This is a genomic window from Escherichia sp. HH26CH (assembly GCF_009820205.1).
Taxonomy (GTDB): Bacteria; Pseudomonadota; Gammaproteobacteria; order Enterobacterales; family Enterobacteriaceae; genus Escherichia; species Escherichia coli_F.
Window position 1 is genome coordinate 192,904 of record NZ_VNXM01000066.1, and the last position, 13,772, is coordinate 206,675.

General features: G+C 54.3%; 13 protein-coding genes. 6 read left to right on the forward strand and 7 right to left on the reverse strand.

What is annotated here, in order from left to right:
* Nucleotides 1–187 precede the first annotated feature (187 nt).
* A complete protein-coding gene (ybbP, locus tag FQ015_RS22090) occupies nucleotides 188–2,602 on the reverse strand; it encodes a putative ABC transporter permease subunit YbbP (protein WP_039021123.1) in 2,415 nt (804 codons plus the stop codon).
* Nucleotides 2,599–3,285 (reverse strand): putative ABC transporter ATP-binding protein YbbA, encoded by a 687-nt coding sequence (ybbA, locus tag FQ015_RS22095; protein ID WP_001110581.1) that lies wholly within the window; start codon nucleotides 3,283–3,285, stop codon nucleotides 2,599–2,601. The genes ybbP and ybbA overlap by 4 nt, the downstream gene beginning before the upstream one ends.
* Here ybbA and tesA point away from each other — a divergent pair.
* From tesA to cnoX, 3 genes are read left to right on the forward strand one after another with little or no spacing between them, the layout of a single operon-like run.
* Nucleotides 3,256–3,879, forward strand: coding sequence for a multifunctional acyl-CoA thioesterase I/protease I/lysophospholipase L1 (gene tesA / locus FQ015_RS22100; protein WP_001295836.1), 624 nt, complete (start codon nucleotides 3,256–3,258; stop codon nucleotides 3,877–3,879). The two genes, ybbA and tesA, sit on opposite strands and share 30 nt — an antisense overlap.
* A complete protein-coding gene (gene ybbO, locus FQ015_RS22105; RefSeq protein WP_160524503.1) occupies nucleotides 3,869–4,678 on the forward strand; it encodes an NADP(+)-dependent aldehyde reductase in 810 nt (269 codons plus the stop codon). Before tesA ends, ybbO begins: the two co-directional genes overlap by 11 nt.
* A 60-nt stretch (nucleotides 4,679–4,738) precedes the next feature.
* Nucleotides 4,739–5,593, forward strand: a complete 855-nt coding sequence (cnoX, locus tag FQ015_RS22110; protein ID WP_001295322.1) for a chaperedoxin — start codon at nucleotides 4,739–4,741, stop codon at nucleotides 5,591–5,593.
* A 134-nt stretch (nucleotides 5,594–5,727) separates the two neighbouring features.
* Here the strand turns inward: cnoX and fetB are convergent, their stop codons facing one another.
* Together fetB and fetA are read right to left on the reverse strand one after the other, a co-directional pair.
* The gene (gene fetB, locus FQ015_RS22115) at nucleotides 5,728–6,507 is read right to left on the reverse strand and encodes an iron efflux ABC transporter permease subunit FetB (protein WP_001353389.1); all 780 of its coding nucleotides are present in this window, start codon (nucleotides 6,505–6,507) and stop codon (nucleotides 5,728–5,730) included.
* The gene (fetA, locus tag FQ015_RS22120) at nucleotides 6,494–7,171 is read right to left on the reverse strand and encodes an iron efflux ABC transporter ATP-binding subunit FetA (protein WP_001157551.1); all 678 of its coding nucleotides are present in this window, start codon (nucleotides 7,169–7,171) and stop codon (nucleotides 6,494–6,496) included. The genes fetB and fetA overlap by 14 nt, the downstream gene beginning before the upstream one ends.
* Nucleotides 7,172–7,316: 145 nt before the next feature.
* Here fetA and FQ015_RS22125 point away from each other — a divergent pair, with 145 nt between their 5' ends.
* The 3 genes from FQ015_RS22125 to FQ015_RS22135 all read left to right on the forward strand — a co-directional run bounded on the left by FQ015_RS22125 (nucleotide 7,317) and on the right by FQ015_RS22135 (nucleotide 10,032).
* Complete coding sequence (locus FQ015_RS22125) at nucleotides 7,317–8,234, forward strand: SPFH domain-containing protein (protein WP_000904502.1); 918 nt, start codon at nucleotides 7,317–7,319, stop codon at nucleotides 8,232–8,234.
* A complete protein-coding gene (locus tag FQ015_RS22130; protein WP_000970331.1) occupies nucleotides 8,231–8,689 on the forward strand; it encodes an NfeD family protein in 459 nt (152 codons plus the stop codon). Before FQ015_RS22125 ends, FQ015_RS22130 begins: the two co-directional genes overlap by 4 nt.
* 119 nt (nucleotides 8,690–8,808) lie before the next feature.
* Nucleotides 8,809–10,032 (forward strand): hypothetical protein, encoded by a 1,224-nt coding sequence (locus FQ015_RS22135; RefSeq protein ID WP_160524504.1) that lies wholly within the window; start codon nucleotides 8,809–8,811, stop codon nucleotides 10,030–10,032.
* Here FQ015_RS22135 and cueR read toward each other — a convergent pair whose 3' ends face one another.
* The 3 genes from cueR to FQ015_RS22150 are packed head-to-tail and all read right to left on the reverse strand — an operon-like array spanning nucleotide 10,033 to nucleotide 13,771.
* Entirely contained in the window at nucleotides 10,033–10,440 is a 408-nt protein-coding gene (cueR, locus tag FQ015_RS22140; protein ID WP_001026752.1) for a Cu(I)-responsive transcriptional regulator, read from the reverse strand.
* Nucleotides 10,437–11,612 carry an HlyD family type I secretion periplasmic adaptor subunit gene (locus FQ015_RS22145; protein ID WP_160524505.1) on the reverse strand — a complete coding sequence of 392 codons (1,176 nt, stop codon included), beginning with the start codon at nucleotides 11,610–11,612 and terminating at the stop codon, nucleotides 10,437–10,439. The genes cueR and FQ015_RS22145 overlap by 4 nt, the downstream gene beginning before the upstream one ends.
* Entirely contained in the window at nucleotides 11,609–13,771 is a 2,163-nt protein-coding gene (locus FQ015_RS22150) for a type I secretion system permease/ATPase (protein ID WP_160524506.1), read from the reverse strand. Before FQ015_RS22150 ends, FQ015_RS22145 begins: the two co-directional genes overlap by 4 nt.
* Between the last annotated feature and the right edge of the window lies 1 nt (nucleotide 13,772).

Here is a 13,772-nt window from a genome sequence, read left to right on the forward strand (position 1 = left end):
TCTGAAATAAAAGTATGATAAAAGACAGGACCTGGCCTCATTGAATGTTATTTCTCAATTCTTGATAGTTTTTGCCGGATGCGGCTTGAACGCTTATCTGGCCTACACAATCTTGCAAAATCAATATATTGCACGATCTTCGTAGGCCAGATAAGACTTAGCGCATCAGGCAATCTAACACCTGTCATCACCCCGCAAACTGCCTGAACAGCGCCTTACCCTTAACCAGTCGCGCACCCAACCAGCCGCCGAAAAGCGACAGCAGCAGTGCACCGCTACAAGGCAGCACAATCCACAATCGCCAGTCTGGCTCCCACGGGAAATCAAACACTTTCGATTGCAGTACCGCCAGTGCCGTTTCCGCACCGATTGCGGCCACCAGGCCGGAGACAAACCCGAGCATGGCGAACTCACACCACAATGTCGTGCGCAGCAGTTTTTTGCCCGCACCGAGTGTGCGCCACACCACCAGCTCCTGATGACGCTGACGCATTCCCACCTGCACCTGTGCCAGCAACAGCAACATACCGCAGGCGGTGACCAGCACCACCATCACTTCCAGCGCCCGACTTACCTGCTCCAGCACCTGACCGACCTGTTTTAAAATCGCACCAATATCTAACAGGCTAATGGTCGGGAACTGGCGGTTGAGCTGCGTCAGCATGCCGTTGCCGTTCTCCCAGCGGAAACTGGTAAGCCAGCTCTGCGGCTGCCCGTCCAGCGCCCCTTCAGGAAAAATAAAATAGAAATTAGGCCGCAGACTTTCCCAGTCCACTTTGCGCAGGCTGGTCACTTTAGCGCGGAACTCCTGGGTATCGCCCATAAAAGTCACGGTATCGCCGAGGGCAACGTTTAAGCGTTTCGCCAGCCCCTCTTCCATCGATACTTCATCGGCTTTTGGCGGCCAGTTACCGGCGACAATCGGATTATGATCGGGCCGCGTATTTTGCCAGGTGAGATTGAGTTCGCGATTGAGCGCCTCATCTTCATTGCCTTCTGTCGGCTTATCGTTAATCGCCGTCAACCGCGCCCGCACTACCGGATAAAACGATTCCGGGACTATGTGATGTTCCGCGAGGAACGCTTTTAGCGGAGTAACCTGTTCTGTGGCGATGTTGATTAAAAAGTAGTTCGGGCTTTCTGGCGGTAGCTGCTGTTGCCAGCGGTCGAGCAGATCGCCACGCAACACCAGCAACAGTGCCAGCAGCATAAAGGAGAGCGAAAATGCCGAAAGCTGGCTTAACGTTGACCACGGCTGACGTAACAGGCGGCTAACCGCCAGGCGCAGAGGTAGCGATTTCAGCGTCATGCGGCGAAGTACATTCAGCAGCATCCAGCCCAGGACACCGCACAGCAAAGCCAGTACTACCGCGCCCGCCAGCACCGCCCAGAGCAGCATACTGCCGCCCATCAGTCCGGCGAGCATTAGCACAACCACCACACTGACAATCGGCAGATAAAACTTCAGCGGCCAGACGTTTGCAACCACATCATTACGTAACACGCGTAAAGGCTGCGTTGCCAACAACAGGCGGTATGGTCGCAGCCCCACCAGCAGCGAGATGACGGTCATGGTGCCGAGCGCCCACAGCCACGGCCAGAGGCTGGCAGACGGTAGTGCGGCGGGCAGAACAGGTTTGAGCAGCACCATCAACACGCTTTCGAACAACAGACCTATAGCCCCGCCGGTAACGGCTGAAAGTACCAGCACCATCAACCACTGACCGACAATTAACTTACGCAATTGCGCTCGCCCTGCTCCCAGCGTTTTGAGGATCGCCACCAGATCATAGCGACTGCGACAGTAATGATTCATCGCCACCGCCACCGCTGCCACTGCCAGCAGCAAGGTCAGAAGCGCCGAAAGCAGCAGGAACTGTTGCGAGCGTTCCATTGAGCGCCCCAGCGCGCCTTCGTCCTGTTCCAGACCGTACCAGCGTTGTTCGGGTTTAAGCTGGGGTAACAACCATTTCTCATAGCCGTCGAGCTGGTTCTCGCTGCCGCCGAATTTATAGCGCCAGGTGACCCGACTCCCCGGCTGCACGGCTCCGGTTTTATCAACATCCGCCAGATTCATCATCAGACGCGGAGCCATCTGGAAGGGGTTAAAACCGGAATCCGGTTCCTGAATCACTTCTCCGGCAATCCGCAAGGTGGTATCGCCCACGTCAATGGTGTCGCCCGTTTTCAGGTTAAGCAATGCCATCAGGCGTGGGGCCAGCAATACGCTGCCCGCCTGTGGTTTCAGGCCAGGGGGATTGGTTTGCAGATCGCCATACATCGGGTAGATATCATCCACCGCTTTGACGTTCGCCAGTTGCGGCGTGTCGCCTGCAAAGGTCATGGTGGCGAAAGTCAGCTGCTTGCCGACTTTCAGGCCGCGCTTTTGCGCTTCCTCCAGCCACGCTTGCGGCACTTCGCGCGAACTGCGCAACGCCCGATCGCCCGCCATAAACTCACGGCTTTGCTGGCTTAAGCCCTTCTCCATGCGATCGCTGATATTGCCCAGCGCCAGCACACAGGCCACCGCCAGGCTAAGCGCCAGCCAGACAATTAATAGCGACGGCGAGCGCCATTCGCGCCAGAACCAACGTGCAATCATGCTTCCTCCTGCAACTGCCCGTTCACCAGCCGTAAGCAGCGGTCACAGCGTGCCGCCAGTTGCAGGTCATGGGTCACCATAATCAACGTGGTGCCATGCTCACGGTTGAGGGAAAAAAGCAGATCGGCAATTTTATCGCCCGTCTGGCGGTCAAGGTTGCCGGTGGGTTCGTCGGCAAACAGCACATCAGGTCGACCATTAAAGGCTCGCGCCAGCGCCACTCGTTGCTGTTCGCCGCCGGAAAGCTGTGCCGGAAGATGATCAAGACGTTTACCCAGCCCTAACTGTTCGAGCAAGGCTTTCGCCCCGTTACGACTTTCCACGCTACTTTCACCGCGCAGCAGCGCCGGAAGCTCGACGTTTTCCAGCGCGTTAAGGGTAGGAATTAACATAAATGACTGAAAAACAAAACCTACGTGCTTCGCGCGTAACTTTGCCCGCGCTTCTTCGTCCATATTATGTAGCGGTTGTCCCACAAGACTTACTTCGCCACTGCTGCCGTCATCCAGCCCGGCGAGGATCGCCAGCAAGGTTGACTTACCCGATCCCGACTCGCCCACCAGCGCGATGGTCTCGCCACGTTTGACAACCAGCTCAACTCCGGTGAGGATGGAGAGTTCATGCTCCCCCTGACCGACGGACTTCTTAAGATGATGAACTTCAACAATGTTTTCCGCTGGCATTTGCCCTTCCTGTTCCTGGTCCTGTTAACCTTCCGTGCCGCCGCAGCGGACACGTTATTGATTCTGGGTGATAGCCTGAGCGCCGGGTATCGAATGTCTGCCAGCGCGGCCTGGCCTGCCTTGTTGAATGATAAGTGGCAGAGTAAAACGTCGGTAGTCAATGCCAGCATCAGCGGCGACACCTCGCAACAAGGGCTGGCGCGCCTTCCGGCTCTGCTGAAACAGCATCAGCCGCGCTGGGTGCTGGTAGAACTGGGCGGCAATGATGGTTTGCGTGGTTTTCAGCCACAGCAAACCGAGCAAACGCTGCGCCAGATTTTGCAGGATGTCAAAGCCGCCAACGCTGAACCATTGTTAATGCAAATACGTCTGCCTGCAAACTATGGTCGCCGTTATAATGAAGCCTTTAGCGCCATTTACCCCAAACTCGCCAAAGAGTTTGATGTTCCGCTGCTGCCCTTTTTTATGGAAGAGGTCTACCTCAAGCCACAATGGATGCAGGATGACGGTATTCATCCCAACCGCGACGCCCAGCCGTTTATTGCCGACTGGATGGCGAAGCAGTTGCAGCCTTTAGTAAATCATGACTCATAAAGCAACGGAGATCCTGACAGGTAAAGTTATGCAAAAATCGGTCTTAATTACCGGATGTTCCAGTGGTATTGGCCTGGAAAGCGCGCTCGAATTAAAACGCCAGGGTTTTCATGTGCTGGCAGGTTGCCGGAAACCGGATGATGTTGAGCGCATGAACAATATGGGATTCACCGGCGTGTTGATCGATCTGGATTCGCCAGAATGTGTTGATCGCGCAGCCGACGAAGTGATCGCTCTGACCGATAATTGTCTGTATGGGATCTTTAACAATGCCGGATTCGGCATGTATGGCCCCCTTTCCACCATCAGCCGTACGCAGATGGAACAGCAGTTTTCTGCCAACTTTTTCGGCGCACACCAGCTCACCATGCGCCTGTTACCCGCTATGTTACCGCACGGTGAAGGGCGTATTGTGATGACCTCATCGGTGATGGGATTAATCTCCACACCGGGTCGAGGCGCTTACGCGGCCAGTAAATATGCGCTGGAGGCGTGGTCAGACGCACTGCGCATGGAGCTGCGCCACAGCGGAATTAAAGTCAGCCTGATCGAACCTGGTCCCATTCGTACTCGCTTCACCGACAACGTCAACCAGACACAAAGCGATAAACCGGTCGAAAATCCCGGCATCGCCGCCCGCTTTACGTTGGGGCCGGAAGCGGTGGTCGACAAAGTGCGCCATGCTTTTATTAGCGAGAAACCGAAGATGCGCTATCCGGTAACGCTGGTGACCTGGGCGGTAATGGTGCTCAAGCGCCTGCTGCCGGGGCGCGTGATGGACAAAATATTGCAGGGGTGAGTTGAAGCGCGCGCTTAAGCCCCCATGTCAAAGAAAATATCGACAACAGAGAGCGACTCCATGTCCGTAGAAAATATTGTCAACATTAACGAATCTAACCTGCAACAGGTTCTTGAACAGTCGATGACCACACCGGTGCTGTTCTATTTTTGGTCTGAACGTAGCCAGCACTGTTTGCAGTTAACCCCAATTCTGGAAAGCCTCGCGGCGCAGTACAACGGGCAATTTATTCTGGCGAAGCTGGACTGCGACGCGGAGCAGATGATTGCCGCCCAGTTTGGTCTGCGCGCGATTCCGACCGTGTATCTGTTCCAGAACGGGCAACCGGTAGACGGCTTCCAGGGGCCGCAACCGGAAGAGGCGATCCGCGCCCTGCTGGATAAAGTGCTGCCGCGCGAAGAAGAACTGAAAGCGCAGCAGGCGATGCAGCTGATGCAGGAAGGTAATTACACCGACGCCCTGCCATTGCTGAAAGACGCCTGGCAGTTGTCGAATCAAAACGGGGAGATCGGCCTGCTGCTGGCAGAAACGCTGATTGCGCTGAACCGTTCTGAAGATGCAGAAGCCGTGCTGAAAACCATTCCGTTGCAGGATCAGGACACCCGCTACCAGGGGCTGGTGGCGCAAATTGAACTGCTGAAGCAGGCGGCTGATACGCCGGAAATTCAACAGTTGCAACAGCAGGTGGCAGAGAATCCAGAAGATGCCGCCCTGGCGACGCAACTGGCACTGCAACTGCATCAGGTTGGGCGTAATGAAGAGGCGCTGGAGTTGCTGTTTGGGCATCTGCGTAAAGATCTCACCGCCGCAGACGGTCAGACGCGTAAAACGTTCCAGGAGATCCTCGCTGCGCTGGGTACGGGTGATGCGCTGGCGTCGAAGTATCGCCGCCAGCTGTATGCGTTGTTGTATTGATTTTCCGTTGAAATGCGATGTGCTGGTTTGTAGGCCTGATAAGACGCGCCAGCGTCGCATCAGGCATCCGCGCATAGCCGCCGGATGCGGCGTGAACGCCTTATCCGGCCTACCAAACCGTGCTAATTCAATATTTATTTCTTCGTCAATTGCGTCACCACCAACTGGTGGCGCGAATTATAAAACTTACGATAGGTTAAATAGCAGGCAATAATGGTCGACAAGCTGGCGGTGGAGAGCAGCATAAAGGTCACCATAATCTGATATTTAATCGCCTTCACCGGATCAATCCCGGCAAATATCAGCCCGGACATCATTCCCGGTAAACTCACTAAGCCAACCGTTTTTGCTGAATCGACCGTCGGAATTAAAGCCGCGCGAATACTGTCGCGAATCAATATCGCTGAAGCCTGTTTCGGCGTCGCGCCAAGACTCAGTTTCTCCTGAATCTGTTGTTGTTCGCTAATGACCCGTTGCCCTAAATTGTTGTAACACAGCCCTACCGCGACCATCGCGTTACCGGCAATCATCCCGGCAATAGGAATCACTTGCATCGGGATAAACTCAATCGACCCTGAGAGTATCAGCACCGCTAGGGTAATTCCCGCCCCGACCGTAATGGCAATAAACGATGAGATAAAAGCTTTAGCAATATATTTACTGCGTTTTTGCGCGTTCCACGCCGCATTAAAGCAGATAAATAACACCATCAATAATGTCAGGCTGGCATCATCCACGCTGAAAATATACTTCAGCACATAGCCGACAATAATCAGCTGAATTATCGCGCGCCCGACGCTCCAGAGAATATCTTTCTCCAGCGCCAGTTTTTCTTTATGGCTAATTAAGATTGCCACCACCACCAGCATCAATGCCAGTGCTAATGATTCATTAGTAATATTATGCGAGTTCATAGCGTGCTTCCTGCATTTCTCCGGCATGCGGTTGCAGTGTAATCACTTTATCCGCATGATTAATTTCGTCTTTATCGTGTGTCACCCACAGCACGGCAATATTTTGCTCGCGCACATAACGGTGGATCATCTCATTAACGTTATGTTTATTACTTTCATCCAGCGCACTGGTGATTTCGTCGAGCAATAAAACCTTCGGCATAAATTGCAGGTTACGAATCAATGAGATGCGTTGTTTTTCACCACCAGATAGCTCGGCGATATTCTTCGTCAAAATGCTGTCCGGTAAAGCGAAGCGTTCAAGAAAATCGAGAAAAATGGCCGGGTCAGGCTGCTGGTTACGGATCTGCCAGGGAAAAATCAGGTTATCGTATACCGTATCGCCAAACAGCGTCGGCGTCTGGGCGCAGTAAGATACTTGCTGGCGGTAGATTTCTGGCTTGAGTGTACTGACATCCTCACCTTCAAACAGCAACGTTCCGCTGGTTGGGCTGATTAATGAAGCAACAATTTTCAGCAGCGTACTTTTGCCACAACCGGAAGGGCCGGTAATTAACTTAAATTCGCCAGCACGTAGCGAAAAATTGATGTTATTAAGAATCTTCGTATCACCCGCCAGATATCCTACGTTTTGTAGCTGAAGCAAAGGACTATTTTCCTGCATCGCTGTTCCCTTTTTCTGATTTTTACTAAAAACAGTTTATCCTTCGCAGGAATAAGGGGGAACTCTCTTTCAGTAATCAGGTATAATTTGTTTAATCAAGCAGCAATTTTGCTGATTATGGACGGTACAACAGGAGGTTTTTCCGATGCTTATCTTTATCCCGATTCTCATTTTTGTCGCGCTGGTCATTGTTGGCGCGGGCGTCAAAATCGTGCCACAGGGCTATCAGTGGACAGTAGAACGTTTTGGTCGCTATACCAAAACGTTACAGCCAGGGCTAAGTCTGGTGGTGCCGTTTATGGATCGCATTGGTCGCAAGATCAATATGATGGAGCAAGTGCTCGATATCCCTTCCCAGGAAGTTATCTCGAAAGATAACGCCAACGTTACCATCGACGCCGTGTGCTTTATTCAGGTGATTGATGCCCCGCGCGCGGCTTATGAAGTCAGCAATCTGGAGCTGGCGATCATCAACCTGACCATGACTAACATCCGTACCGTGTTGGGTTCAATGGAACTTGATGAAATGCTCTCTCAGCGCGACAGCATCAACTCACGCCTGCTGCGTATTGTCGATGAGGCCACCAACCCGTGGGGGATTAAAGTCACCCGTATTGAAATTCGCGACGTGCGCCCACCGGCAGAGCTTATCTCTTCGATGAACGCGCAGATGAAAGCGGAACGTACCAAACGCGCTTACATCCTTGAAGCGGAAGGGATCCGTCAGGCGGAAATCCTCAAAGCCGAAGGTGAAAAACAGTCGCAAATCCTGAAAGCGGAAGGTGAGCGTCAGTCGGCATTTTTGCAAGCTGAAGCGCGTGAACGTTCCGCCGAAGCAGAAGCCCGTGCCACTAAAATGGTGTCGGAAGCCATCGCCTCTGGTGATATTCAGGCAGTGAACTACTTCGTAGCACAGAAATACACCGAAGCGTTGCAGCAGATCGGTTCTTCCAGTAACAGCAAAGTGGTGATGATGCCATTAGAGGCCAGCAGCCTGATGGGGTCGATAGCCGGGATTGCCGAGCTGGTGAAAGACAGCGCCAACAAGCGGACTCAGCCATGATGGAGTTAATGGTCGTTCACCCACATATTTTCTGGCTCAGTCTCGGCGGGTTGCTGCTGGCTGCCGAAATGCTGGGCGGAAATGGTTATCTGTTGTGGAGCGGCGTGGCAGCGGTGATTACCGGCCTGGTGGTCTGGCTGGTGCCGCTGGGTTGGGAGTGGCAAGGGGTGATGTTTGCCGTCCTGACGCTGCTCGCCGCCTGGCTGTGGTGGAAATGGTTGTCGCGGCGGGTGCGCGAACAAAAGCACAGCGACAGTCATTTAAACCAGCGCGGGCAGCAGCTTATTGGCCGACGTTTTGTGCTGGAATCTCCGCTGGTCAACGGGCGCGGTCATATGCGCGTCGGTGACAGTTCATGGCCTGTCAGCGCCAGCGAGGATCTCGGCGCAGGTACGCATGTTGAGGTGATTGCGATAGAAGGGATAACGCTGATTATCCGTGCGGTCATCGCCTGATGCGTCTTATCATACCTGGAAATCTGTACCAAAACCCATGCCGGATAAGGCGCTCGCGCCGCATCCGGCATGTGGCCCTCGACATGGGGGTTAATTGAATTTTCGGCTAAGGAGTGGCCATGCTTTTTCCCTTTCGAAAACCTGAAGTACGTCTGCTGAAAAATAACGCTGCGGGCGTCATTTTTTCGGTGAAGTCAGGTAAAGGATTTCTGCGTCAATGTGTGATTTACGATCCGCACCCTTATGGGCTTATCCGTTCGCTCTGCTGGCAGGATGTCCCGTTAATACGTTTCTGGTCCGAGGCTGGCTGCCCCACCTGTGCGGAATTTGTCTACAGCGGTTTTGCGGATGATGAACAGGGAGCCGCCCGGTTTTTGTCTGCTCTCGAAAACTGGAATCGCCCGTGGTCTGGCATGACGGACGCTTTTGCCGCGCTGACACCGCTGTTCTCATGCATGGCTGATGGCTATTATCTGCTCGAAGATCGTGAACTTTACCCGACGGATGGCAACGGGCATTTCTTTTGGGCGGCAACGGACCATAGCGCCAGTAATCCGGCGACCGTTGCCGTCTGGGATCCTGAATATTGCTATTTCAGTGACACCGCCCCCTGTTTTCTTCTACCCGGCCAGCCGCCATCACATTTTAATCCTGAGCGTGCGACGTTTTATCGCGATAAACCGGACGCCCGCGCTCTGGCCTGGTATCTCCCTGATTCCTATCTCTGCGTTCTGCTCGACGGACACCATAAAGCAACAGCCGCCGCGCTGGAAGGGCGACCGCTCAAAACACTGGTGCTCAGCACGGCAACCCATTTTAATGATGAGCAACAAACCCTGGTATTTCCTGGCGGGGAATGTCTGCACAAAACAGAGCTGCTGTGTCACGTTCCCAAACTCACTGAATGGAAAACATTACCGCCCAACGCATGGGAGAGTTTCGGCCCTGATAAGCACATCAGCCCATCCGAAACCTGGTCAGAAGAGTTGCAGCAGAGCGTCAGCCGGTACCCTTCACTGGATCAAGCCTGGCAAATTGTTGAGGCCGGGAATTTGAGCGAAGCTCGTATTAAGCGCATGATCCAACAAGGTTTGGAGGGGGATGAAAAGGCTGATGTTATTTTGCAGGCACTGTTTTCCACACACTCGCCGCTTTTTGTTGACTTTGCTCGATTCGTTATCAGCCATCCGGCATACGCCATTTATCGCCCTCTCACCTTCCGGTTGATGGCGCAAAACCGAACGCCGCAAGCAGATGCCTTTTTTCTGGATTTTGCCATCAACGATGACGGCGAACGTCCGGAGTTGACGAAAATAATGGACGACTATTTCCGTATGCCTTAATTACCCCGCCCGATGATGACAGCAGCCGGAGAGATTTTCGATAATCGGGCAGTCGGCGCTGTCATCACCGGGGCAGGCATTCGCCAGCGCCAGTAACTGGTTGCGCATGGATTGCAGCTCCTCAATGTGTCGTTCGATCTCCGCCACCTTCTCCAACGTGCGCCGTTTGACGTCGGCGCTATGCCGCTGCGGGTCGTTAAACAGATTCACCAGTTCGCCGCTCTCTTCCAGGTTAAAGCCCACCTGGCGCGCCTGGCGCAGTAAGGTCAGTTCGTTGAGATGCTGCTGCGTGTAGGTTCGATAACCGTTTTCGCTGCGCATCGGCGGTGTCACCAACCCCTTCTCTTCATAGAAGCGAATGGCTTTGCTGGTCAGGCCGGTAATTTTTGCTACATCGCTAATGTTCATCGTTCGCGCAACGCCTCCTGTGCTTTGTTAAAGGGTTTCAACAGATAATCCAGCACGCTTTTTTTGCCGGTGCGGATATCGACCGTCGCCACCATACCGGGGAATATCGGAAACTGCTGTTTATGTTTATTTTCCAGATGGTTGCTGAAAGTGCGAATGTACACCCGATAGTAATAAACATCGCGCCGCACTTCATCCTGAACGGTATCCGGTGAAATCACCGCCACTTCTCCTGGCAGGCCGCCGTAGATGGAGTAATCGTAAGCGGTTATTTTCACCAGCGATTTTTGCCCCGGATGGATAAACGCCACATCGCGGGGGGAGATTTTTGCCTCGATCAGCAGTTGCTCATCCAGCGGCACGATAGTCATAAGTTTACCACCGGGGGCGATGACGCCGCCAACCGTGGTGACGTCAATGTCCTGAACAATGCCTCGCACCGGCGCAGTAAAGTTGAGCCGGGTGAGAGAATCTTCCCGCCCGCGGATCACCGAACGCTGGGTTTCCACTTCCGCATTGGCTTTCGCTAACTCTTCGCGCGCCTGAACGTAATATTGCGTGCGCACGTCGCTAAGTTTGTTTTCCAGTTCATTGGCCTGACGTTGCAGGCGCAGCACTTCGACGCTGCTCGCCGCCCCCTGTTTTACCAGCGGCTGGGTCATCGCCAGTTCGCGGTTGACCAGGCTAATCCCCTGCGTCAGCCCGGTGGTGGCTTTGTTCAACCCGTCGCGGCGAGTGTTATATAACGCCGTTTCCGACTCGATAAGTTCGGGGAATTTATTCAGTTCGTCAGGGAAGACCAGCGGTTTATTGCTCACTTCTGCCCGCAGCCGCGCCGAGGTTGCCAGCGCCGCATACAGCCACGACATCGCTTCCTGGACGTCGGATTCCGTTTTGGTGCGGTTAAGCTGCGCCAGCGGCTGCCCCTGTTCGACAATATCGCCAACCTTCACGTCGAGATGATACAAAATCCCGCCTTCCAGCGACTGCACCACCTGTTCGCGTCCGGAAGGTTCTACCGTGCCGCTGCCGGTAGTGACTTCATCAAGCTGGAAATACCACGCCCAGCCGAGAAAACAGAGCAGCATCACAGCGGTAACGCGCACCGCCAGCGCCGAACGTGGCAGACGGGGTTCAGTCAGGCCCCGGTTGTATTGCAGTTGTCCGTTCATGCGGCAGACCCCTTATTCTTCTCCTGCAACACCACCCGTCGCGCCGTGGGTTCGCCCTGTTCACGCAAAATGGCCTCTTTCGCGCCATCCATCACAATGCGCCCCTGATCCATCACGATTATCCTGTCAACCAGTTGCAGCATTGCCGTGCGGTGAGTAGCGATGACCAGCGTGCGATGCCCAATCCACTGTTTTAGTTGTTCAATTAAATACGCTTCCGCCATTTCATCCAGCGAGGCGCTGGGTTCATCAAGCAGCACGATATTGGGTTGAGAGATGAGGAGCCGCGCCAGCAGCAGCGTTTGCCGCTGACCGCCAGAAAGACCAAATCCCCCTTCCTGAATCATGTAGTTAAGGCCGTTTTTCTGCTTCTGCACAAAGGGCAGCGCCCCGCTGAGGGTTAACGCGCGTTCGATATCTTCATCGCTGGCTTCCGGCATCCCCATGGTGAGGTTTTCCCGCAGCGAACCGAAGAACAGTCGCCCGGTCTGGCTGAGCAGCCCCATGTCACGGCGCAGATCCGCCGGATCAAGCTGCCCGATGCTGATGTTATCCAGCAGCACCTGCCCCTGCTGGGCGATACGCATTCCGGCGAGCATTTGCAGTAGCGTTGATTTACCCGCGCCGTTGCGCCCGAGAATGGCGATTTTCTCTCCGGCCTGAATGTTGAGTTTGCCGATCGCCACATCTGCAATCTTCTCTTCTTCGTCGTAATAAAACACCGCGTTGCTGAACTGATAATTGCCGTGCAGCACTGCTTTATGCACCAGTTTGCCGTGTTCCGGCTGATCCACCGGGCGCTTCATCAGTTCATCAAGCCCGTTACGCGCCACTTTCGCCTGCTGCCAGCGCGAAAGCACGCCGGATATCTGTGACAGCGGCGCGATGGTGCGCGAAGCCAGAATCGTCGTCCCCACCAGTGCGCCGGTGGTCATGTCGCCGTTCATCACCATAAAGCAGCCCACCAACAGCACCACCACATAGACGATGGATTGCACTTCCTGCGTCCAGGTGAGCAGCAGCCCGGTGAGAAAACGTTGCTTCATACTGATGGACGAGGCCACGTCGTTGGTGTAATTCCACTGATTCTGGAAACGCTGTTCAGCACGCAGCAGTTTAATATCTTCAATCGACTGCACGGCCTCGACAAGCGTAGCGTTGCGCACTGCCGATTCGCGCATCCCTTCGTTCGCCAGCCGCGCCAGCGGGCGTTGTACCAGCAGGCCGGGGATCACCAGCAACGGCAGCGCCAGCAAAACCACCAGCACCAGCCAGCCGCCGATCATCCACAGAATAAAAACAAACAGCAGGAAGAATGGCAGATCCGCTACCGCGCCAATGGTGGTGGAGGTGATCAGCTCCCGCACCGATTCCAGTTCGCGGATCTGTGAGATAAACGATCCGGTGGATTTCGATCGCACGTTATTTTTCAGCCGTAATGCGTGACCAAACACGCGATCCGAAATACGCAGATCCGCCCGTTTGCCGATCACATCGGAAAGGTGTGTGCGCACCATGCGCATACAGAACTCAAACAGGATCGCCATCATCACCCCGGCGAACAGCACCCATAGCGTCGGGTACGATTGCGCCGGAACGACGCGGTCGTAAACCTGCATCGAGAAAATCATCGCCGCCAGCGCCAGCACGTTCGCCACCAGCGAGGCCAGCATAATATCGCCATAGCGCCGCCAGTCTTTTAGCGAAAGATTCCAGAACCAGTTCGCCTGATACGGGCGAATATAGTCATCCACCCGCGCATCAGGGATGGCGCTGAGCGGTCGTAGCAGCGCCAGTTCAACGATTTTGTCTTCTATATCCGTGACGTTTAATGTGGTTTCCAGCCCTTCGTCACCGCTGAACTGAACGCTGATATTGTCGTGATTGTCGCGGCGGGTGATCACGCCAATCTGTTGATTATCAAACACCGCGATCAACGGCAGACGCCAGGGGTTAAGCGAATCAGTGGAAAACTCCACCAGCCGTAGCCCCATCCCCAACTGCCGCGCCATATCAGTGAGTAACTCCTCCCGTTTGCTGTCGCGCTCCCAGTTGACGGTCGCGCGCACGTTCTCCTGGGAAAAATCGAGGCGGTAATAACGCGCCACGGCGATCATCGCCTCCAGCCAGGCTTCCACGGACTGGGCATTTTTTTTCATT

Coding starts and splice junctions, on each gene's coding strand:
- ybbP (WP_039021123.1), bottom strand. CDS start 2,602: ATGATTGCACGTTGGTTCTGGCGCGAATGGCGCTCGCCGTCGCTATTA.
- tesA (WP_001295836.1), top strand. CDS start 3,256: ATGAACTTCAACAATGTTTTCCGCTGGCATTTGCCCTTCCTGTTCCTG.
- ybbA (WP_001110581.1), bottom strand. CDS start 3,285: ATGCCAGCGGAAAACATTGTTGAAGTTCATCATCTTAAGAAGTCCGTC.
- ybbO (WP_160524503.1), top strand. CDS start 3,869: ATGACTCATAAAGCAACGGAGATCCTGACAGGTAAAGTTATGCAAAAA.
- cnoX (WP_001295322.1), top strand. CDS start 4,739: ATGTCCGTAGAAAATATTGTCAACATTAACGAATCTAACCTGCAACAG.
- fetB (WP_001353389.1), bottom strand. CDS start 6,507: ATGAACTCGCATAATATTACTAATGAATCATTAGCACTGGCATTGATG.
- fetA (WP_001157551.1), bottom strand. CDS start 7,171: ATGCAGGAAAATAGTCCTTTGCTTCAGCTACAAAACGTAGGATATCTG.
- FQ015_RS22125 (WP_000904502.1), top strand. CDS start 7,317: ATGCTTATCTTTATCCCGATTCTCATTTTTGTCGCGCTGGTCATTGTT.
- FQ015_RS22130 (WP_000970331.1), top strand. CDS start 8,231: ATGATGGAGTTAATGGTCGTTCACCCACATATTTTCTGGCTCAGTCTC.
- FQ015_RS22135 (WP_160524504.1), top strand. CDS start 8,809: ATGCTTTTTCCCTTTCGAAAACCTGAAGTACGTCTGCTGAAAAATAAC.
- cueR (WP_001026752.1), bottom strand. CDS start 10,440: ATGAACATTAGCGATGTAGCAAAAATTACCGGCCTGACCAGCAAAGCC.
- FQ015_RS22145 (WP_160524505.1), bottom strand. CDS start 11,612: ATGAACGGACAACTGCAATACAACCGGGGCCTGACTGAACCCCGTCTG.
- FQ015_RS22150 (WP_160524506.1), bottom strand. CDS start 13,771: ATGAAAAAAAATGCCCAGTCCGTGGAAGCCTGGCTGGAGGCGATGATC.